Genomic DNA, 22,341 nt, shown 5'->3' with positions numbered 1-22,341 from the left:
CCCCCACCCGCCCACCGCCGGTCGAGGCTGCCGGAGGTGCCCATGAGTGCAGAGGCCACCAACCCCAACGGTGTGTCCCCCGAGTTCCGCCCGCTGACCCAGCCGGCGGCACTCCCGAGGGCCGCGCAGGGTCGCAGGCGCGGCCGTCCCAGGATCGACCTGCGGCGGCTGGGCCGGGCCGCGCTGCTCGGTCCCGCCGCGCGCGGCCGGACCCCGGACGCGATCGCCCATGTGGCCGAGGCGCATCGCGCCCACCATCCGGACGCCGACCTGTCCATCCTCAGCCGGGCCTACGTGCTCGCCGAGTCCTCGCACCGCGGCCAGATGCGCAAGAGCGGCGAGCCGTACATCACACACCCGCTGGCCGTCACGCTGATCCTGGCCGAACTGGGCGCCGAGACCACCACACTGACCGCCTCCCTCCTCCACGACACCGTCGAGGACACCGAGGTGACGCTCGACCAGGTGCGCGAGCAGTTCGGCAACGAGGTCTGCTTCCTCGTCGACGGCGTCACCAAACTGGAGAAGGTCGACTACGGGGCCGCCGCCGAGCCCGAGACCTTCCGCAAGATGCTGGTGGCCACCGGCAACGACGTACGCGTGATGTCGATCAAGCTCGCCGACCGGCTGCACAACATGCGCACCCTCGGCGTGATGCGCCCCGAGAAACAGGCACGCATCGCCAAGGTCACCCACGACGTCCTCATCCCGCTCGCCGAGCGGCTCGGCGTCCAGGCGCTCAAGACCGAACTCGAAGACCTCGTCTTCGCGATCCTCGAACCTGACAACTACGCCCGCACCCGTGCGCTGATCGACGGCAACGCCGCCGGGGGCGACCCGCTCGCCCCCATCGCGGAGAACGTACGGGGCGTGCTCAAAGAGGCGGGCATCAGCGCCGAAGTCGTCGTCCGGCCCCGGCACTCGGTCTCCGTGCACAGGGTGTCGCGAAAGCGCGGCGAACTGCGCGGCACGGACTTCGGTCGGCTGCTGGTCCTGGTCGGCGAGGACGCCGACTGCTATGCGGTGCTGGGCGAACTGCACACCTGTTTCACCCCGGTGATCTCCGAGTTCAAGGACTTCATCGCCTCGCCCAAGTTCAACCTGTACCAGTCGCTGCACACCGCCGTCGCCGGCGCCGACGGTGCGGTCGCCGAAATCCTCATCCGTACGCACCAGATGCACAAGGTCGCCGAAGCGGGCGTCGTCGCACTCGGCAATCCGTACGCACAGCCCGACGGCAGCGACACCGCCGCCGACGGGGAGCGCGCCGACCCCACCAGGCCCGGCTGGCTCTCCAGGCTCCTGGAGTGGCAGGAGTCCACCCCCGACCCCGACGCCTTCTGGACGTCCCTGCGCGCCGACCTCGCACAGGACCGCGAGATCACCGTGTTCCGCTCCGACGGCGGCACGCTCGGACTGCCCGCGGGGGCGAGCTGCGTGGACGCCGCGTACGCGCAGTACGGGGAGGCCGCGCACGCCTGCATCGGCGCCCGCGTCAACGGCCGGCTGGCCACCCTCAGCACGGTGCTGCGCGACGGCGACAGCGTGCAGCTGCTGCTCGCGCACGACGCCGCGTCGGGCCCCTCGCCCGACTGGCTGGAGCACGCCCGTACGCCCGCCGCCCGCATCGCCATTGCGGGCTGGCTCGCCGACCCGGACAGCGCGCACGACGCGGGGCCGCCGAAGGCCCCGGAGCCGGACGCGGAGACCGCCAGGGCCACCGGATCCGCCCCCGCGCTGCCGGGCGCTCCAGCGGCCCCCGAGGGCGCTTCACGGCCCGTCGTGGAGAACGCGGTGGCGGATCTGCCGGACGCCAGCGTGCGGCTCGCCGGATGCTGTACGCCCGTACCGCCCGACCAGGTGCTCGGCTTCGTCGTGCGCGGCGGTGTCGTCACCGTGCACCGCGAGGGCTGCGCCGCCGTGGCCCGGATGCGGGCGCTGGGGCGGGAGCCGGTCGGGGTGCGCTGGCAGCAGGGCACCGCGGACCTCCGCGTCACCCTCGTCGCCGAGTCCTTCGGTCGCCCGCACCTGCTGGCCGATCTCACCGAGGCGATCGCCACGGCCGGTGCCGAGGTCGTCTCCGCCACCGTGGAGCCGCCCTCGGAGCAGCGGGTGCGGCACACGTACACCCTCCAACTCACCGACGCCGCCGTGCTTCCGGCGCTGATGCGCGCCATGCGGGAGGTCGCGGGCGTGTACGACGTCAGCCGCGCCCAGCACCCGGCGACGGCCTGAGGCCGGGTCCGGCACCCGGCGACGGCCTGACACCGCGCGGGGCGACCGCCCGGGTCAGCCCCGCGGCCGGTCCGACCCCGTTCGAGTGGTGCGGCGCGTGCCGTCCCCGCCTGCGGACTTCGGCGCTGATAGCGGTAGTTCATGCTGCTCACCTCCCGGCGCCTGCGTGCCGCCCTGCTGGCCGTCGCCTCCGTCTCCCTCGTCGGCGCGGTCCTGCCCGCGCCCGTCCCCCTGGGGATCGGCGACACCCTCTTCCCGCACCTGGGCAACCCCGGGTACGACGTCCTCTCGTACGACATCGGCCTCACCTACGGCGGCGACAACAGCAAGCCGCTGAACGCCGTGACGCGCATCGAGGCGCGGGCGACCCAGACGCTGGAGCACGTCAACCTCGACTTCGCGCACGGCACCGTGCAGTCCGTCGAGGTGAACGGCACGCGCGCGAAGTACGCCACCTCCGGCGAGGACCTGGTGATCACGCCAGCGAAACCCGTGCACAAGGGGAGCCGCACGGTCATCACCGTCCAGCACACCAGCAACCCCGTCGGCAAGGTCTCCGACGGCGGCTGGGTGCGCACCGGCGACGGGCTCGCCATGGCCAACCAGGCGGACGCCGCCCACCGGGTCTTCCCCTGCAACGACCACCCCTCCGACAAGGCGTACTTCACCTTCCGGGTGACCGCGCCCAAGGAGCACACCGTCGTCGCCAACGGACTGCCCTCCGCGAAGCCGCGTGCGGTGAAGGAGCCGCAGGGGGCCGTGGTCTGGACGTACCGCACCAGCCACCCCATGGCGACGGAACTCGCACAGGTGTCGATCGGGAAGTCCGCCGTCCTGCACCGGAAGGGGCCGCACGGGCTGCCGGTGCGCGACGTCGTCCCGGCCGCCGACGTGCAGAAGCTGGAGCCGTGGCTGAAGAAGACGCCCGCGCACCTGGAGTGGATGGAGAAGCGCGTCGGGCGCTACCCCTTCGAGACGTACGGAGTGCTGATCGCCGAGGCCGACACCGGCTTCGAGCTGGAGACGCAGACGCTGTCGCTCTTCGAGCGGTCGCTGTTCACCGGCGCCGGTTACCCGGAGTGGTACGTCGACTCGATCATGGTGCACGAACTGGCGCACCACTGGTTCGGCAACAGCGTCTCCCCGCGCTCCTGGTCCGACCTGTGGCTCAACGAGGGACACGCCACGTGGTACGAGGCGTTGTACGCGGAGAAGGAGCGCCCCCTCGTGGAGCGCATGAAGGCGGCCTACGCGAGCTCCGACGGCTGGCGCCGGGCGGGCGGCCCCCCGGCCGCGCCGAAGCCCTCCCAGCCCGGCCAGAAGATCAGCATCTTCCGGCCGGTGGTCTACGAGGGCAGCGCGCTCGTCCTGTACGCACTGCGCCAGGAGATCGGCGAGAAGGCCTTCGAGACGGTGGAGCGGCGCTGGGTGAGCGAGCACCGCGACGCGGTGGCCACCACGTCCGACTTCGTGAAGCTGTCCTCCGAGGTCGCGGGGCGTGATCTGGCCGGGTTCTTCCAGGCGTGGCTGTACGGACAGAAGACCCCGCCGATGCCCGGGCACTCGGAGTGGCGGAGCGCGGCCGCGGAGGGCCCGGAGAGCCACCGCTGAGCACCCGGGGCGGGCGATAAACCCGTGTGACGACAGGGCCGTGCCGTGCGACCATCGACGGGTCGACGGCACGGCCGAGCGGAAGATCCGCTTCCGGAAAGCTATCGGGAATCACCGGGGTCCTTCGGGAATCATCCGGGACCGTTACGCGTTGTGACTGTCGACGGGGCCTTTCGGTCTCCCCTCGAGGGGAGGCCTGCGGCTCTTCCACACATCGACACCACGACGTTAGGACCCAATGACCCCCTCCACTTCTTCCCCTTCCAAGAACGACAACATCACAGACAGCCTGCGGGCCGATGCCCTGATGGAAGAGGACGTCGCCTGGAGCCACGAGATCGACGGAGAGCGGGACGGCGACCAGTTCGACCGCTCCGAGCGCGCCGCACTGCGCCGCGTGGCCGGCCTCTCCACCGAGCTCGAGGACGTCACCGAGGTCGAGTACCGGCAGCTGCGCCTGGAGCGCGTCGTGCTGGTCGGTGTGTGGACCTCGGGGACCGCGCAGGACGCGGACAACTCCCTCGCAGAGCTGGCGGCGCTCGCCGAGACCGCCGGAGCACTCGTGCTCGACGGTGTCGTGCAGCGGCGCGACAAGCCCGACCCGGCGACGTACATCGGCTCGGGCAAGGCCATGGAGCTCCGGGACATCGTCCTGGAGACCGGCGCCGACACCGTGGTCTGCGATGGTGAGCTGAGCCCCGGCCAGCTCATCCACCTCGAAGACGTCGTCAAGGTCAAGGTGGTCGACCGGACCGCCCTGATCCTCGACATCTTCGCCCAGCACGCCAAGTCCCGAGAGGGCAAGGCGCAGGTCGCCCTGGCACAGATGCAGTACATGCTGCCGCGTCTGCGCGGCTGGGGTCAGTCGCTGTCCCGTCAGATGGGTGGCGGCGGCGGTGGCGGCATGGCCACCCGTGGTCCCGGTGAGACCAAGATCGAGACCGACCGGCGCCGCATTCGCGAGAAGATGGCGAAGATGCGCCGGGAGATCGCGGAGATGAAGACCGGCCGCGAGCTCAAGCGCCAGGAGCGCAAGCGCAACAAGGTGCCCTCGGTCGCCATCGCCGGGTACACCAACGCGGGCAAGTCCTCGCTGCTCAACCGCCTCACGGGCGCGGGCGTACTGGTGGAGAACGCACTGTTCGCCACCCTCGACCCGACCGTGCGCCGTGCCGAGACGCCCAGCGGGCGGCTCTACACGCTGGCGGACACCGTCGGTTTCGTGCGGCACCTGCCGCACCACATCGTCGAGGCGTTCCGCTCCACCATGGAGGAGGTCGGCGACTCCGACCTCATCCTGCACGTGGTGGACGGCTCGCACCCGGCGCCGGAGGAGCAGCTGGCCGCCGTGCGCGAGGTGATCCGTGACGTCGGCGCGCTCGACGTCCCGGAGATCGTCGTGATCAACAAGGCGGACGCGGCCGACCCGGTCGTCCTCCAGCGGCTGCTGCGCATCGAGAAGCGCGCCATCGCGGTCTCGGCCCGCTCGGGCCAGGGCATCGAGGAGCTCCTTCAGCTCATCGACCGCGAACTGCCGCGCCCCTCGGTCGAGATCGAGGTGCTCGTGCCGTACATCCAGGGCGCACTGGTCTCGCGGGCGCACGCCGAGGGCGAGGTGATCTCCGAGGAGCACACCGAGGAGGGCACGCTGCTCAAGGCGCGGGTGCACGAGGAACTGGCGGCGGAGTTCGCCACGTTCATCCCCACGGCGCACTGAGGACCCACCCGCACTGAGGCACGCCGCGCGGCCCTCGGGCTGCGCGGCTCGGCCTCGTACCGTGCACATGCGCAAAGGCCGGTGGCCCGCACCCTCGTCACGAGGGTGCGGGCCACCGGCCTTCTGTCTGCCGGACGGCGTCAGCTCTTGCCGTACCGCTTGCTCATCATCGTGTAGATCTGCTCCGCGCCCTTGCCCAGTCGCGGGCCGGCCAGCCAGCCGTGCGTCACCGGGCCGATCGAGGTGTTGGAGACCAGGCTGAGGCCGCCGCCCGCACGGTTCATGAACCAGCCGCCGCCGGACGAACCGCCGGTCATGGTGCAGCCGATGCGGTGCATCGAGGGCGTGGACGGGCTCAGCGACAGCCGGCCCGGACGGTCCACGCACTTGTGCATCACGTAGCCGTCGTAGGGCGGGCCCGCCGGGTAGCCCCACGCGCCCATCGCGCTGATCCGCCGGGTGTCGGGCGCGTTGAAGTCGACCGGCACGGCGGTGCCGACGGTCTCCTCCAGCGACTTGCCGCCCTTCTCGGGCTTCACGTGCATGACCGCGTAGTCGTACGGAGCGCCGTTGCCGCCGGTCGGACCGCCGCCCTGGATCCACTCGCCGGAGGTCGCGACCCAGTCCGCCCAGTAGGCGCCGTAGGGTGCCTCCTCCTGCGGCGGGGCCGCCTGGAGGGCGGTGGGCGACAGGGCGTTGTTGTTGTACGCCGGGACGAAGATCAGGTTGCGGTACCAGCCGCCCGCCGCGCCCGCGTGCACACAGTGCCCGGCGGTCCACACGAGGTTGGACTTGCCCGGGTTGTTCACGTCCTTGATCACGGTGCCGGAGCAGACCATGTGGCCCTTGGGGGAGTCGAAGAAGAGCTTCCCGACCGGGGCGCCGTGCTTGGTGTACGGAGTCTTCTCGCGCTGCGCCTGCACCGGGCGCGGAGTCGGGTCGCTGACGCCCTGCCCGCCGGAGAGGTCACCGGCGGCCATCGTCTTCGCGGGGTCCTTGGCGGTGCGCATCCGCTCGGGCTTCCACAGGCCCTCGATGACCGGGTTGACGAAGTCCTTGGCCTCGCGCAGCCACTTGTCCTTGTCCCAGTTCTGCCACTCCCCCTTCTTCCACTTCTCGGGGTCGACGCCGTGCTCCTTGAGCTTGTCGGCGAGGTCCTTGGGAAGGGCGATGTCGCTGTTGCCCGCGGAGGCGTCCCCGGCGGGCGTCGAGGCGGCCGGGGCGGACGCCTTGTCGCCGCCGCCGGAGGCCTTGTCCTCGGTGGGGCCGCAGGCCGTGGCCGTCAGCGCGAGTGCCGCGGCGAGGCCGGTGGCGGCCAGCAGCGGACGTATGGATCGCATGGAAATGTTTCCCCCTGGATGTACCGGATGTGCAGAGGTGTCATGAGCGCGTCATACACAAGTGCCTGGTGTGCGGATGCGCCATGCACAGAGGTGTCATGTACGGAACTGCCGTGCGGGAAGGTAGCAGAAGGGCCCGCGCGGCGTGGGCCGCAGGCCCGTGCGGGCGCACCCCGAAGGTGCGCCCGCGGTGACGCATTTAGCGCGAACCGGCCTTCTCGTAGACGGCCTTGGCCTCGGGGCCGAGCCGCGGGCCGGCCAGCCAGCCGGCGGTGACCGGGCCGATCGAGGTGTTGGAGACCAGCGCGGGCTTGCCGTCCTGGCCCTGCGCCACCCAGCCGCCGCCGGACGAACCGCCGGTCATGCTGCACCCGATGCGGTACATCGTGGGCTGCGCGGGCTTGATCGCCAGGCGGCCCGGCTTGTCCTTGCACTGGTACATGCGCTCGCCGTCGAAGGGCGGCGCCGCCGGGTAGCCGGTCGCCTCCATGCTCGCGATCTTCGGTACGGCCGGTGCGTTGAACTCGACCGGCAGCGCCGAACCGACCGTCTCCTCCAGGGACTTGCCCCCGCCCTTCTCCGAAGTGACGCTCAGCACCGCGAAGTCGTACGGGGCGCCGTCGCCGCCGGTCGGGCCGCCCTGGGAGATCCACTGGGCGGAGGTGTCGGCGCTCTTGGCCCACCACACGCCGTACGGCGCGATCTGCTCGCGGGTGGTCTCCCCGGAGACCCGGCGGGCCTGGTCGTTGTACGAGGGGACGAAGGCGACGTTGCGGTACCAGCCGCCCTTGGCGCCCGCGTGCACACAGTGGCCCGCGGTCCACACCAGGTTGGACTTGCCCGGGTGCGCCGGGTCCTTCACGACCGTGGCGGAACAGGACATCGACCCCTCGGGGCCGTCGAACAGCAACCGCCCGGACTCGGGGGCGGCGGAGTGGTACGGAGCCTTGGCGGCCTTCGCCGGGAGGCGGGCGGGGATCGGGTCGGTGACCCCCTTGTCGCCCGAGATGTCATTGTCGACGGGCTTCTGCGGCTGCTTGTCCGCGTCCTTCATGCGGTCCGGGTTCCACAGGCCCGCGATGATCGGGTTGACGAAGTCCTCGGCCTCGCGCAGCCAGTCGTCCTTGTTCCAGTTCTTCCAGTCGCCGTTCTTCCACTTGTCCAGGTCGATCCCGTGCTCCTTGAGCCGGTCCTTGAGATCGTCCGGAATCTTGATCTTGTCGTCGCCCGAACCACCCGTCGTGGCCGCCGAACCGGTCGCCGGTGCGGTCGGCGTGCCGGCGGCGCCGTCCTCGGTCGGCCCGCAGGCCGTGACCGTCAGAGCGAGCGCGGCGACGAGTCCTGCGGCGGACATCAAGGGCGCACTTCCGCGACGCGCGCTCCTCCCCTGGCGAACGGTGCGGGTCGGGCGTATGGGTCGCATCTCTTGATCCCCCTGGGACTTCGAACGTGACGGGTGTGGCGGTACGGCACCGGGAGCGTGGACACCGGCGTGGTGGCCGGCGATGTCCACGGGTGCCGGAGACCGCCACCACTATGCCGGTGAGGTTGGGGACGGCCAACGGCAGGGCCGCGGTTCCCCGCCGGAAGGATCTTCTGATTGCCCGTGATCCTTCGGGGTCACTGTCGTTGGTACGTACGAGGGATAACCGGTCGGCGTTCAACCCTGCGGGGCAAGGTGCGCCATTCCGCACAAAAGGAACACCTGGGGGAGGACCAGCAGTCGTGGCCGTGACCGAACCTGCTCCGGCAGTCGTCGCACAACCGGGTGTCGTCGCGCAACCGGCTGCGGCCGTTCCGCCCGGCGGTCCGCCCGCCGCCGACCGGCCGACGGTGGCTCACGAGGGCATCCTGCGGCGGCAGTCGCTGCGCGAGTCCGCCGCCCGGACGTACGCGCGCTCGCTGCCGATCGTGCCCGTACGCGCGCGCGGGCTGACCATCGAAGGGGCGGACGGGCGGCGCTACCTCGACTGCCTCTCCGGGGCCGGGACCCTGGCGCTCGGGCACAACCACCCGGTGGTCCTCGAAGCGATCAAGAAGGTCATCGACTCCGGCGCCCCGCTGCACGTCCTGGACCTGGCCACCCCGGTCAAGGACGCCTTCACCACCGAGCTGTTCGCCACCCTGCCGCCGGGACTGGCCGCCGACGCACGGGTGCAGTTCTGCGGACCGGCCGGGACCGACGCCGTCGAGGCCGCGCTGAAACTGGTGCGCACCGCCACCGGCCGCACCGGGCTGCTGTCGTTCACCGGCGCCTACCACGGGATGACCGCGGGGGCGCTCGACGCGTCCGGCGGTGCGCCGGGCGTGCGCGTGACGCGGCTGCCCTATCCGTACGACTACCGCTGCCCCTTCGGGACCGGCGGCGAGCGGGGGGCCGCGCTCGGCGCGCGCTGGACGGAGAGCCTGCTGGACGACCCCAAGGGCGGGGTGCCGCGGCCCGCCGGGATGATCCTCGAACCGGTGCAGGGCGAGGGCGGCGTGATCCCGGCGCCGGACGGCTGGCTGCGGAGGATGCGGGAGATCACCGCGGACCGCCGGATTCCGCTGATCGTGGACGAGGTGCAGACCGGCGTCGGCAGGACGGGGGCGTTCTGGGCGGTCGAGCACAGTGGGATCGTGCCGGACGTCATGGTCATGTCGAAGGCGATCGGCGGCAGTCTGCCGCTGGCCGTCATCGTCTACCGGGCCGAACTCGACGCCTGGGAGCCCGGCGCGCACGCGGGCACCTTCCGGGGCAACCAGCTCGCCATGGCCGCAGGGGCCGCCACCCTGCGGTACGTACGGGAGAACGGGCTCGCGGAGCGGGCGGGGAGCCTCGGCGCGCGGATGCTCACGCAGCTGCGCGCGCTGGCCGCCGAGCATCCGGTGATCGGTGACGTCAGGGGGCGCGGGCTGATGATCGGCGTCGAGCTGGTCGATCCCGAGAGCGGGGCCGGTGCGGGTGCGGGCGACGAGGACACGGAGCGCAGGCCGGCCGATGCCGCACCCGCACTCGCCGCCGCCGTGCAACAGGAGTGTCTGCGGCGCGGGTTGATCGTCGAGGTCGGCGGCCGGCACTCGGCGGTCGTACGGCTGCTGCCCCCGCTCACCCTCACCGACGAACAGGCCGTCGCGGTGCTGGACCGGTTCGCCGACGCGCTCGCCGCCGCCGAGAGCGCGCAGCACCGTCGCGGGCCGCGCGGCCCGGAATCGTGCGGCCAGGAGCAGTACCGCCAGGAAACCACCGGCACACCGTGCTGACAGCGGCCGACGCCGGAACAACCTCACAAGGAAGCCCTCCGTGAACCCCACTCCCGCATCCGACACCTATGAGGACACCGCAGTCGAAGCCGTTGGCGCAGATGCCGACGCAGAAATCGGCGCAGATGTCGGCGCAGAGGCAGCCGGTGAGGCCGTCGATGCCGCAGCAGGCCGGGGGACCGGGCCGGACGTCCCGGACTCGTCCACGGCGGCGGCCGAGTCGGTCCCTTGCGAGCCGGTCCCTTGCGAGCCGGTCCCTTGCGAGCCGGTCCCGGCCGAGCCCGTCACCGTCCCGCGGCAGTTGTCCAAGGCGCACGGGACGCAGCCCGCCCCGCTGCGGCCGCGTCCCGACCTCCTCGACCACCCCGACCCGCGGACGGCGGCGGACGCGGCGGCGGTCGAGAACCTCCTGCGCTGCTGGGTACGGGAAACCGGCGTGCCCCGCCCCCAGGGCAGCACCCTGCGGATCCCGCTGGCGAACACCGGGACCTCGCTCCTGGTGCCCGTCCGCTACTGGTCCGTCGCCGGCTGGCACCGCTTCGGGATGCCGATGCTCGCGAGCGGCCCCGGACACGCCCCGACCGTCGACGCGGTGACCCTCGCCGCGCTCCTCGGACGGGAGACGGCGCCCGGGGATTCCGCAGGCACACCGTCGGAAGCAGACACCTCGTCCGAAGCGGGCACCCCGTCGGAAGCAGGCACCCCGTCGGAAGGTGCCGACCTGGTCGGCCGGGTCGCCGACTCGGTGCGCAGGACCGCAGACTTCCTCGCCGACCGGCGCGCCGACCCCGGCCCGAGGGCCGAAGCCGACCTCTTCCTGACCGCCGAACAGTCGCTGCTGCTCGGCCACCCCACGCACCCCACGCCCAAGAGCCGGGAAGGGCTCTCCGAGGCCGAAGCGCGGCTCTACTCACCGGAGTTGCGGGGTTCCTTCCCGCTGCACTGGATGGCCGTCGACCGTTCCGTGCTTGCCCAGGACTCCGCGTGGACCGAGCGCGGCCGCACCCTCAAGGCCGAGCAGCTCGCCACCCGGCTGGCCGGCGACCCACAGCTGCCGGAAGGGTCGGTACCGCTTCCGCTCCACCCGTGGCAGGCGCGCGAGGCGGCGCTGCGCCCCGCCGTCGCCGCACTCCTCGACGAAGGACTGCTGCACGACCTCGGCCCCCTGGGGGACGACTGGCACCCGACCTCCTCCGTGCGCACCGTGCACCGGCCGGGCGCCGCGGCCATGCTCAAGCTCTCGCTGGGCGTACGGATCACCAACTCCCGCCGGGAGAACCTCCGCAAGGAACTCCACCGGGGCGTCGAAGTGCACCGCCTGCTGCGCGGCGGCCTCGCCGAGCAGTGGCACGCCGCCCACCCCGGCTTCGACATCGTCCGCGACCCGGCCTGGCTCGCCGTCGACACCCCGGACGGCGAACCCGTCCCGGGCCTGGACGTCGTCCTGCGGCACAACCCCTTCGGACCCGCCGACGACGCCGTCTGCCTCGCGGGCCTCACCGCGCCCCGCCCCTGGCCCGGCCGGACCGGAATGCACTCCCGGCTCGCGGACTGCGTGGCGCGACTGGCCTCTCGTACCGGAAAGCCCGCGGGAGCGGTCTCCGCCGAGTGGTTCCTGCGCTACCTCGACCAGGTCGTGCGCCCCGTGCTCTGGCTCGACGGACAGGCCGGCGTCGCCCTGGAGGCGCACCAGCAGAACACCCTCGTCCTGCTCGACCAGGACGGCTGGCCGGTCGGCGGCCGCTACCGCGACAACCAGGGCTACTACTTCCGCGAGTCCCACCGCGACGCCCTCGAATCCCGGCTGCCCGGCATCGGGGAGCACAGCGACACCTTCGTCAGCGACGCCGTTACCGATGAACGCTTCGCCTACTACCTCGGCATCAACAACATCCTCGGCCTGATCGGCGCGTTCGGCGCCCAGCGTCTCGCCGACGAACGCGTGCTGATCGCCGCGCTGCGCCAGTTCCTCGGCAAGTCCACCGGGCTCGGGTCCACGCTGCCCGCCCAGCTCCTGGAGAAGCCCACGCTCCGCTGCAAGGCCAACCTGCTCACCCGGCTGCACGGCCTGGACGAGCTCGTGGGCCCCGTCGACACCCAGTCCGTCTACGTCACCCTCACCAACCCCCTCCGCCCCTGACCCACAGCTCGCTCACCGTCCCAACGCCCCGCCCCCACCGGAAAGTTCCCCCACTTCGCACCCATTCCAGCCGCGGGCCGGCCACCCCATCGGCCCGCTGAGAGGAGCGCCGCCGTGCCCCCCATCGAAGCGAGCACCGACGGCGGAGCCGACCCGGCTCCCCGCAGCACCTCCCCGGCCGACCCCGGCGCCCTCGGGAGGCCGAGCGATCTCGGGAGCCCGAACGACCTCGGGAGGCCCAGTGACCTCGCCAGGCCGAGCAACGAGGACACCCTGGAGCTCCGGCTGCCCGACGAGTTCGTCGCCAGGTTCGGGGTTGCGCAGGAGGACGACCTGCTGGACTCGGTCGCGGACTGGCCGGCGACCGCCACCCCCGTGGGCAAGTTCCGGCTGCAACCCGTGGACCCCCAAGCCGACCTGCCGCTCCTCACCCGGTGGATGAACGACCCCGCCGTCGCCGCCTTCTGGGAACTGGCGGGCCCGGAGGAGGTCACCGCCGCCCATCTGCGCCCCCAACTGGACGGCGACGGACGCAGCGTGCCCTGCCTGGGCGTCCTCGACGGCGTACCGATGAGCTACTGGGAGATCTACCGGGCCGACCTCGACCCGCTGGCCCGCCACTACCCGGCCCGCCCGCACGACACCGGAGTCCACCTCCTCCTCGGCGACGGCGCCGACCGCGGCCGGGGCCTCGGTACGGCACTCCTGCGGGCCGTCGCCGGTCTCGTCCTGGACCACCGGCCGACGTGCTCCCGTGTCGTGGCCGAACCCGACGTCCGCAACACCCCTTCCGTCCGCGCCTTCCTCGGCGCGGGCTTCCGGCGCGACGCCGACGTCGACCTCCCCGACAAGACGGCCGCGCTCATGATCCGCGACCGCGCCCCCCGGCCGCAGGCCTAGCCGCCCTCCTGCCCGCGCGCCGTCCCGCTCGCCCCGCACCACCGGTCTCGCACTGCTCGTTCCGCATCGGTCCCACCCCGAGGAGTCCCCGTGTCGAAGCCCCTCCCCGTCCCGACGCCCACCCCCCTCCCGGCGCAGGCCGGACCTCCGCCCGGCACCGGAGCACCGGACCAGGCCCCCGCACCACCGCCGGTGCTGCTCGCCCCGCCCGAGCTCACCGGCGCGCTCTGGGAGCGCGCGGCCGGCCGGCTGCTCGCCAAGACGCTCGCGGAATTCGCGTACGAGGAGATCATCGAGCCGATCCCCGCCGCCGACGCACCCGCGCACCCCGCCGAGGAACCCACGCACCCCGTGGCATGGACACCCCACACCCTCCGCCTCGACAACGGCGAAATACTGTCCTTCCGCGCCCGCCGCGGCTCCTACGGCAGCTGGCGCGTCGACCCGGACACCATCGAGCTCCAGGACCACGACCACCCCGAGCGCCGCCCCTTCCACGACCCCGTGCGCTTCATGGTCCTCGCCCGCCGCCTCCTCGACCTCGACGGCGCCACCCTCGGCCACCTCGTCCGCGAGCTGACCGCCACCCTCGCCGCCGACGCCCGCCTCGACCACACGGCCGTCAGCTCCGCCCGCCTCGCCGAGCTCTCCTACGCCGAGCTGGAGGGCCACCAGACCGGCCACCCCTGGCTCGTCCTCAACAAGGGCCGCGTCGGCTTCTCCGCCGAGGACACCGCCGCCTGGGCCCCGGAGGGCCGCACTCCGGTCAGACTCCCGTGGATCGCCGTCAGCACCACCCTCGCCCGCTACCAGGGCATCCCCTCGCTCGCCGACCCCCAGCAGCTGTACGCCCAGGAGCTCGACGCCGACACGCGCGCGTGCTTCGCGGACACCCTCCGGGGCAGAGGCCTGAATCCGGAGACGTACCTCTGTCTGCCCGTGCACCCCTGGCAGTGGGACGAGGCGATCCTGCCGCTCTTCGCACCAGCAGTGGCGCGAGGCGAGATCGTCCCCCTGCCCGCCGACGGTGACAGCAGGCTGCCGCAGCAGTCCATCCGTACGTTCCTCAACGTCAGCCGCCCCGACCGGCACACCGTGAAACTGCCGCTGTCCGTCCTCAACACCCTCGTCTGGCGCGGCCTGCCCACCGAACGCACCGTCGCCGCGCCCGCCGTCACCGCCTGGATGCAAGGGCTGTACGACACGGACGCCTACCTCAAGGAGGAGTGCCGGGTGGTGCTGCTCGGCGAGGTCGCCTCGGTGGCCGTCGAGCACCCGGTGTACGACCACCTGCCGGAGGCCCCGTACCAGTACAAGGAACTCCTCGGCGCGATCTGGCGCGAACCCCTCGAAGGCCGCCTCGAACCCGGCGAACGGGCCCGCACCCTGGCCGCGCTGCTGCACACCGACCCCGACGGGCGGGCGTTCGTCGCGGAACTCGTCGACCGCTCCGGGCTGCCCGCCGAGAGCTGGCTGCGCCGCCTCTTCGCGGCGACCCTGCCGCCGCTGCTGCACTTCCTCTACCGGTACGGCACGGTGTTCTCCCCGCACGGCGAGAACGCCATCGTCGTCTACGACGCGCACGACGTCCCGGTCCGCCTCGCGATCAAGGACTTCGTGGACGACGTCAACGTCAGCGAGGAGCCGCTGCCGGAACGCGACGCCATGCCCGACGACGTACGCGCCACCCTGCTGACCGAACCGGCGTCCTTCCTGCCGCAGTTCATTCAGTCCGGGCTCTTCATCGGTGTGTACCGCTATCTCGCGCCGCTGTGCGAGGAGCAACTGGGCGTCTCCGAGGCGGAGTTCTGGTCACTCGTACGGGCTGAAATCCTCCGGTACCAGGCACGCTTCCCCGAACTCAAGGAGCGCTTCGAGATGTTCGACCTCCTCGCACCCCGGCTGGAGCGGCTCTGCCTCAACCGCAACCGGCTCCACACCGACGGCTACCGGGACCGCCCGCACCGCCCGCACGCCACCGTGCACGGCACCGTGCCCAACCCGCTGCACCGGCTGTGAGGCTCGCCAGGGCGGCGGCCAGGAAACCGGCTGTGACCGTCGTTGTCAGTGGTGCGTCGTAGGGTGGTCGGGCTATGACGAAGCCCTCACTCCCCGAGCTCCTCCACGCCGCCGTCGCCTCCGTCGGCGGTGTGGAACGGCCTGGCCAGGTCACTATGGCCCAGGCCGTCGCCGACGCGGTCGACGACAACTCCCACCTGCTCGTCCAGGCGGGCACCGGCACCGGAAAGTCCCTGGGCTATTTGGTGCCGGCCCTCGCCCACGGCGAGCGCGTTGTGGTCGCCACCGCGACGCTGGCCCTCCAGCGCCAGCTCGTGGAGCGTGACCTGCCGCGCACGGTGGAGGCGCTCAAGCCGCTGCTGCGGCGCACCCCGCAGTTCGCGATGCTCAAGGGCCGGTCGAACTACCTGTGCCTGCACCGCCTGCACGAGGGCGCCCCGCAGGACGAGGAGGACGGCCTCTTCAACCCGATCGAGAGCTACGAGTCCACCGGGCCCAGCAGCAAGCTCGGCAAGGACCTGCTGCGGATGCGCGACTGGGCCGACGAGACCGAGACGGGCGACCGCGACGACCTCACTCCGGGCGTCTCCGACAAGGCGTGGGGCCAGGTCTCCGTCTCCTCCCGCGAGTGCCTGGGCGCCAGCAAGTGCGCGTACGGTGCGGAGTGCTTCGCCGAGGCGGCCCGCGAGCGCTCCAAGCTCGCCGACGTCGTCGTCACCAACCACGCGCTGCTGGCCATCGACGCCATCGAGGGCGCGCCCGTCCTGCCGCAGCACGAGGTGCTGATCGTCGACGAGGCGCACGAACTGGTCTCCCGGGTCACGGGCGTCGCCACCGGCGAGCTGACCCCGACGCAGGTCAACCGGGCCGTCAAGCGCGCCGCGAAGATCGTCAACGAGAAGGCGGCGGACGCCCTCCTGACAGCGTCCGACAGCTTCGAGCGAGTCATGGAGCTGGCCCTGCCCGGCCGCCTGGAGGAGATCCCGGAGGACCTCGGGTACGCGCTGATGGCGCTGCGCGACGCCGCCCGCACGGTGATCTCCGCGCTCGGCTCCACCAAGGACCGCTCCGTCACCGACGAGGACGCCGTCCGCAAGCAGGCCCTCGCCATGGTGGAGAACATCCACGGCGTGGCCGAGCGCATCGCGAACGGCTCGGAGTACGACGTCGTCTGGTTCGAGCGCAACGACCGCTACGGGACCTCGTCCCTGCGCGTCGCCCCGCTCTCCGTCTCCGGGCTGCTGCGCGAGAAGCTCTTCACCGAGCGCTCCGTGATCCTCACCTCCGCCACCCTCAAGCTGGGCGGCGACTTCAACGGCGTCGGCGCCTCGCTGGGCCTGGCCCCCGAGGGGCAGCACGGCGAGGACTTCCCCGAGTGGAAGGGCCTCGACGTCGGCTCGCCCTTCGACTACCCCAAGCAGGGCATCCTGTACGTCGCCAAGCACCTGGCCCGCCCCACCCGGGACGCCGGGCGCGAGGACATGCTCGACGAACTGGCCGAGCTGATCGAGGCGGCGGGCGGGCGCACGCTCGGCCTCTTCTCCTCGATGAAGGCGGCCCAGACCGCGGCGGAGTCGCTGCGCGAGCGGCTCGACATGCCGATCCTGCTCCAGGGCGAGGACACCCTCGGCGAGCTGATCAAGGGCTTCGCGGCCGACCCGCAGACCTGTCTGTTCGGCACGCTCTCGCTGTGGCAGGGCGTGGACGTGCCCGGGCCGAGCTGCCAGCTCGTGGTGATGGACAAGATCCCGTTCCCGCGCCCCGACGACCCGCTGATGAGCGCCCGCCAGAAGGCGGTCGAGGAGAACGGCGGCAACGGCTTCATGGCCGTGGCCGCGACGCATGCGGCGCTGCTGATGGCGCAGGGCGCCGGCCGACTCGTCCGGGCCACGGGCGACAAGGGCGTCGTGGCGGTGCTGGACCAGCGGCTGGCCACGGCCCGGTACGGCAGCTACCTCAAGGCCTCCATGCCGGACTTCTGGTACACCGTCGACCGCAATCAGGTACGCCGCTCGCTGGCCGCGATCGACGCGGCGGCGAAGGCGGAGGGCACATAGCCGCCGGATCCGCGCAGGCGAGCGAGAGGGCCCCGGCGACCACCTCAGTGGTCCCGGGGCCCTCTCACATCACCGCGGCGGGCGTCAGACACGCCGCAGCACCGCGACGACCTTGCCCAGAATGGTCGCGTCGTCACCGGGGATCGGCTGGTACGCGGCGTTGTGCGGAAGCAGCCAGATGTGGTTGTCCTCGCGCTTGAAGCGCTTCACGGTGGCCTCGCCGTCGAGCATCGCGGCCACGATGTCGCCGTTCTCCGCGACGGGCTGGCGGCGCACGGTCACCCAGTCGCCGTCACAGATCGCGGCCTCGACCATGGAGTCGCCGACGACCTTGAGGACGAAGAGCTCGCCGTCGCCCACCAGCTGGCGGGGGAGCGGGAAGACGTCCTCGACCGACTCCTCGGCGAGGATCGGGCCACCGGCGGCGATCCGGCCGACCAGCGGGACGTACGAAGCGGCGGGCTTGCCGGCCGTGTCCGTGGGCTGGGTGCTGGGCTGGTCGGAGCCGCGCACCTCGTAGGCACGGGGGCGGTGCGGGTCGCGGCGCAGGAAGCCCTTCCGTTCGAGAGCCATCAGCTGGTGGGCGACGGAGGACGTGCTGGAGAGCCCGACCGCCTGCCCGATCTCGCGCATGGACGGCGGGTATCCCCGGCGCTGCACCGAGTCCCGGATCACCTCGATCACCCGGCGCTGCCGGTCGGTCAGGCCCGAGCTGTCCGCCCTGATGCCCGGAGGTCGGCCGGGCAGCGAGCGGGTGGGCTTGGCGCCCTCGGAGTTCGTGGTCGCGTCATTCATGGCATGCACCGGCTCAAGTCGGCCCTGGGAGCGGTCCTGGGCGGCGATCGTTGCGCTGTCCGCGGTGGTGGTCATGGTCGGCCCCTCTCGAATGGTCTCCCTGACCGGACAACGGTAGTAGCTTTCGAAAGGTTGCGCCAAACACACGTTCGAGTGAAAAACCGCAGAATGGCTGCCCTATTCGTACGGATGGGTGTATGGAACGAGGGTTCCGCGGTGATCAACGGCCACGGGTCCCTGGATCCGTGGCCGAAGGGCCCGAACGGCAATTCGGCTCATTACGGTAGCCTTCCTCCTTGTGTCCCGCTCGGGGGCCGCCCGCTCGAACATCGCGCCGCGAGGTGTCGCACCTCTCCCCGATGAGCCGTCCGAGGGAGCGGAATCCCGCTCCGTGCCGTGCGTCCCGTACCCTCGTGGGCGGTCGACGCCCACTGCCCCTCGGGTGCCCCTCCCCGCGGCTTTCCGCCGCTTTGCGGTGCGACACGCGCGTAGGGGCGAAGAGTCGCCGAAACCCCAGATCTAGTGGTTGGATCGCTCCAGCCGCCCACAAGTTGTGGTCCGTGGTCCGCCTGGGGCTCGGGATCGACTATGCTGGGAGCTGCTTCGAGGGTCCGCCACGCGACCTGGCGAAGCTCTTCAGACGTGCCGCGAAGGAGGCCTTGGAACCATGCACTGCCCCTTCTGCAGGCACCCCGACAGTCGAGTGGTCGACAGTCGCACCACGGACGACGGGACGTCGATCCGCAGGCGCCGTCAGTGCCCCGACTGCTCCCGCCGTTTCACGACGGTGGAGACGGCCTCGCTGATGGTGATCAAGCGCAGCGGGGTGACCGAGCCCTTCAGCCGTACGAAGGTCATCTCCGGCGTGCGCAAGGCGTGCCAGGGCCGCCCGGTCACCGAGGACGCCCTCGCCAAGCTGGGCCAGCGGGTCGAAGAGGCGGTCCGGGCCACCGGCAGTGCCGAGCTGACCACCCACGACGTGGGTCTGGCCATCCTCGGCCCGCTCCAGGAGCTGGACGTCGTCGCCTATCTGCGCTTCGCGTCCGTGTACCGGGCGTTCGACTCGCTGGAGGACTTCGAGGCCGCCATCACGGAACTCCGTGACCAGCGGCCCGTTGCCCAGGAGAACGGGGCGGGCGGCAATCCGTCGGTTCCCGTGCCTGCGGCGGCCGCCGACTAGTCCGGCCCCCGCTCCGCCTCTCGCCGGTTGACGAGCAGGCGGCACACAAGAACTTCAAGACCTGTCACGGCTGCCGTGCGCGACGGCCGGGGCAACACGACACACACCGTGCCCTGGGAAGAACTGGGTACTTCTGGGCGTTTTAGCCCGATATGGGAGGCGGCATGACCGAGACGACGAGCGGCCCGGCACGAGGTTCCCGCAACAAGGGTTCCAAGGCCAGCAAGGGTCTGCGTATCGAGCGCATCCACACCACTCCGGGCGTGCACCCGTACGACGAGGTGGTCTGGGAGCATCGTGACGTCGTCATGACCAACTGGCGCGACGGCTCGATCAACTTCGAGCAGCGTGGCGTCGAGTTCCCCGACTTCTGGTCGGTGAACGCGGTCAACATCGTCACCAGCAAGTACTTCCGCGGCGCGGTCGGCACCCCGCAGCGCGAGACCGGTCTCAAGCAGCTCATCGACCGGATCGTCAAGACGTACCGCAAGGCGGGCGAGGACTACGGCTACTTCGCCTCCCCGGCGGACGCCGAGATCTTCGAGCACGAGCTGGCGTACGCCCTCCTGCACCAGATCTTCAGCTTCAACAGCCCCGTCTGGTTCAACGTCGGCACCCCGCAGCCGCAGCAGGTCTCCGCCTGCTTCATCCTGGCCGTCGACGACTCCATGGAGTCGATCCTCGACTGGTACAAGGAAGAGGGCATGATCTTCAAGGGCGGCTCCGGCGCCGGCCTGAACCTCTCCCGCATCCGCTCCTCCAAGGAGCTCCTGTCCTCCGGCGGCAACGCCTCCGGTCCGGTCTCCTTCATGCGCGGTGCCGACGCCTCCGCCGGAACCATCAAGTCCGGCGGCGCCACCCGCCGCGCGGCCAAGATGGTCATCCTCGACGTCGACCACCCCGACATCGAGAACTTCATCGAGACCAAGGTGAAGGAGGAGGAGAAGATCCGCGCCCTGCGCGACGCGGGCTTCGACATGGACCTGGGCGGCGACGACATCACGTCCGTCCAGTACCAGAACGCCAACAACTCGGTCCGCGTGAACGACGAGTTCATGCGCGCGGTGGAGAACGGCGGCAAGTTCGGCCTGCGCGCCCGCATGACCGGCGACGTCATCGAAGAGGTCGAGGCCAAGTCCCTCTTCCGCAAGATGGCCGAGGCCGCCTGGGCCTGCGCCGACCCGGGCATCCAGTACGACGACACCATCAACAAGTGGCACACCTGCCCGGAGTCCGGCCGCATCAACGGCTCGAACCCGTGCAGCGAGTACATGCACCTGGACAACACCTCGTGCAACCTCGCCTCCCTGAACCTGATGAAGTTCCTCAAGGACGACGGCAAGGGCAACCAGTCCTTCGAGTCCGAGCGCTTCGCCAAGGTCGTCGAGCTGGTCATCACCGCGATGGACATCTCCATCTGCTTCGCGGACTTCCCCACCGAGAAGATCGGTGAGAACACCCGCGCCTTCCGCCAGCTGGGCATCGGCTATGCCAACCTGGGCGCCCTGCTCATGGCGACCGGCCACGCCTACGACTCCGATGGCGGCCGTGCCCTCGCCGGCGCCATCACCTCGCTGATGACGGGTACGTCGTACAAGCGCAGCGCCGAGCTGGCCGCGGTCGTCGGCCCGTACGACGGCTACGCCCGCAACGCCGAGCCGCACCAGCAGGTCATGAAGCAGCACGCCGACGCCAACGCGGCCGCCGTGCACGTCGACGACCTGGACAACCCGATCTGGGCCGCCGCCACGGAGGCCTGGCAGGACGTCATCCGCCTCGGCGCGAAGAACGGCTTCCGCAACTCGCAGGCCTCGGTCATCGCCCCCACCGGCACCATCGGTCTCGCGATGTCCTGCGACACCACCGGCCTTGAGCCCGACCTCGCGCTGGTCAAGTTCAAGAAGCTCGTCGGCGGCGGCTCGATGCAGATCGTCAACGGCACCGTCCCGCAGGCCCTGCGCCGCCTGGGTTACCAGGAGGAGCAGATCGAGGCGATCGTCGCCCACATCGCCGAGAACGGCAACGTGGTCGACGCCCCCGGCCTGAAGACCGAGCACTACGAGGTCTTCGACTGCGCCATGGGCGAGCGTTCCATCTCCGCGATGGGCCACGTCCGCATGATGGCCGCCATCCAGCCCTGGATCTCCGGCGCGCTGTCCAAGACGGTCAACCTGCCGGAGACGGCGACCGTCGAGGACGTCGAAGAGGTCTACTTCGAGGCGTGGAAGATGGGCGTCAAGGCGCTCGCGATCTACCGCGACAACTGCAAGGTCGGCCAGCCCCTCTCCGCCAAGACCAAGGAGAAGGAGAAGGAGGCCGTCACGGCCAAGGCCGAGGACACCATTCGTACGGCCGTCGAGAAGGTCATCGAGTACCGTCCGGTCCGCAAGCGCCTCCCCAAGGGCCGCCCGGGCATCACCACCTCCTTCACGGTGGGTGGCGCCGAGGGCTACATGACCGCCAACTCCTACCCGGACGACGGTCTCGGCGAGGTCTTCCTCAAGATGTCCAAGCAGGGCTCGACCCTCGCGGGCATGATGGACGCCTTCTCCATCGCGGTCTCGGTGGGCCTCCAGTACGGCGTCCCGCTGGAGACGTACGTCGCGAAGTTCGTCAACATGCGCTTCGAGCCGGCCGGTATGACGGACGACCCGGACGTGCGGATGGCGCAGTCGATCGTCGACTACATCTTCCGCCGCCTGGCGCTGGACTTCCTGCCCTTCGAGACGCGTTCCGCGCTCGGCATCCACTCCGCCGAGGAGCGTCAGCGCCACCTCGACACCGGTTCGTACGAGCCGTCGCTGGAGGAGGACGAGCTGGACGTGGAGGGCCTGTCGCAGTCCGCGCCGCTGGCCCCGGTCGCCGCCGCCCCCAAGGTGGAGGCCCCGGCTCCGGTCGTCAAGCAGAACGCCCCGCACACCTCGGCCGAACTGGTCGAGATGCAGCTCGGCATCAACGCCGACGCCCCGCTGTGCTTCTCCTGCGGCACGAAGATGCAGCGCGCCGGCTCCTGCTACATCTGCGAGGGCTGCGGCTCGACCAGCGGTTGCAGCTGAACCACGGCTGACGCCCTGAACGGGTAGCGGAAGGGCGGCACTCCTGAG

The 22,341-nt window shown here is 71.2% G+C and carries 13 protein-coding genes; 10 read left to right on the top strand and 3 right to left on the bottom strand.

From position 1 onward, the window contains the following. Positions 1–42: 42 nt before the first annotated feature. From IE269_RS14215 to hflX, 3 genes are all read left to right on the top strand, one after another. Positions 43–2,235: a RelA/SpoT family protein gene (locus IE269_RS14215; RefSeq protein WP_189823240.1), complete on the top strand. Its 2,193-nt coding sequence runs from the start codon at positions 43–45 to the stop codon at positions 2,233–2,235. Positions 2,236–2,376: 141 nt separating this feature from the next. Beyond that, positions 2,377–3,846, top strand: a complete 1,470-nt coding sequence (locus IE269_RS14210; RefSeq protein WP_189823239.1) for a M1 family metallopeptidase — start codon at positions 2,377–2,379, stop codon at positions 3,844–3,846. Between the two features lie 238 nt (positions 3,847–4,084). Next, positions 4,085–5,563, top strand: coding sequence for a GTPase HflX (hflX, locus tag IE269_RS14205; RefSeq protein ID WP_189823238.1), 1,479 nt, complete (start codon positions 4,085–4,087; stop codon positions 5,561–5,563). 140 nt (positions 5,564–5,703) lie between these two features. Here hflX and IE269_RS14200 read toward each other — a convergent pair whose 3' ends face one another. Further along, positions 5,704–6,903: a trypsin-like serine peptidase gene (locus tag IE269_RS14200; protein ID WP_189823237.1), complete on the bottom strand. Its 1,200-nt coding sequence runs from the start codon at positions 6,901–6,903 to the stop codon at positions 5,704–5,706. A gap of 199 nt (positions 6,904–7,102) precedes the next feature. Further along, the gene (locus IE269_RS14195; RefSeq protein WP_189823236.1) at positions 7,103–8,326 is read right to left on the bottom strand and encodes a trypsin-like serine peptidase; all 1,224 of its coding nucleotides are present in this window, start codon (positions 8,324–8,326) and stop codon (positions 7,103–7,105) included. 302 nt (positions 8,327–8,628) lie between these two features. Between IE269_RS14195 and IE269_RS14190 the strand changes: the two genes are divergently transcribed. From IE269_RS14190 to IE269_RS14170, 5 genes are all read left to right on the top strand, one after another. Further along, positions 8,629–10,146 carry a diaminobutyrate--2-oxoglutarate transaminase family protein gene (locus tag IE269_RS14190; RefSeq protein WP_438817548.1) on the top strand — a complete coding sequence of 506 codons (1,518 nt, stop codon included), beginning with the start codon at positions 8,629–8,631 and terminating at the stop codon, positions 10,144–10,146. A 115-nt stretch (positions 10,147–10,261) separates the two neighbouring features. Beyond that, positions 10,262–12,286, top strand: coding sequence for an IucA/IucC family protein (locus IE269_RS14185; protein ID WP_189823347.1), 2,025 nt, complete (start codon positions 10,262–10,264; stop codon positions 12,284–12,286). Between the two features lie 114 nt (positions 12,287–12,400). Then, positions 12,401–13,186, top strand: a complete 786-nt coding sequence (locus tag IE269_RS14180; protein ID WP_189823235.1) for a GNAT family N-acetyltransferase — start codon at positions 12,401–12,403, stop codon at positions 13,184–13,186. Positions 13,187–13,276: 90 nt separating this feature from the next. Further along, positions 13,277–15,205 (top strand): IucA/IucC family protein, encoded by a 1,929-nt coding sequence (locus tag IE269_RS14175; protein WP_189823234.1) that lies wholly within the window; start codon positions 13,277–13,279, stop codon positions 15,203–15,205. A gap of 74 nt (positions 15,206–15,279) precedes the next feature. Further along, entirely contained in the window at positions 15,280–17,262 is a 1,983-nt protein-coding gene (locus tag IE269_RS14170) for an ATP-dependent DNA helicase (RefSeq protein WP_189823233.1), read from the top strand. An 84-nt stretch (positions 17,263–17,346) separates the two neighbouring features. Here IE269_RS14170 and lexA read toward each other — a convergent pair whose 3' ends face one another. Continuing rightward, entirely contained in the window at positions 17,347–18,132 is a 786-nt protein-coding gene (gene lexA, locus IE269_RS14165) for a transcriptional repressor LexA (RefSeq protein WP_189823232.1), read from the bottom strand. A 592-nt stretch (positions 18,133–18,724) separates the two neighbouring features. Here lexA and nrdR point away from each other — a divergent pair. Together nrdR and IE269_RS14155 are read left to right on the top strand one after the other, a co-directional pair. Then, on the top strand, positions 18,725–19,237 hold the full coding sequence (nrdR, locus tag IE269_RS14160) for a transcriptional regulator NrdR (RefSeq protein WP_189823231.1): 513 nt from the start codon (positions 18,725–18,727) through the stop codon (positions 19,235–19,237). 164 nt (positions 19,238–19,401) lie between these two features. Next, positions 19,402–22,293: a vitamin B12-dependent ribonucleotide reductase gene (locus IE269_RS14155; RefSeq protein ID WP_189823230.1), complete on the top strand. Its 2,892-nt coding sequence runs from the start codon at positions 19,402–19,404 to the stop codon at positions 22,291–22,293. The last annotated feature ends 48 nt before the right edge of the window (positions 22,294–22,341 follow it).

Source organism: Streptomyces spiroverticillatus (genome assembly GCA_014650415.1).
GTDB classification, from domain to species: domain Bacteria; phylum Actinomycetota; class Actinomycetes; order Streptomycetales; family Streptomycetaceae; genus Streptomyces; species Streptomyces spiroverticillatus.
The sequence above is the reverse complement of the archived record's forward strand: the minus strand, read 5'-3'. Positions and strand labels throughout refer to the sequence as shown.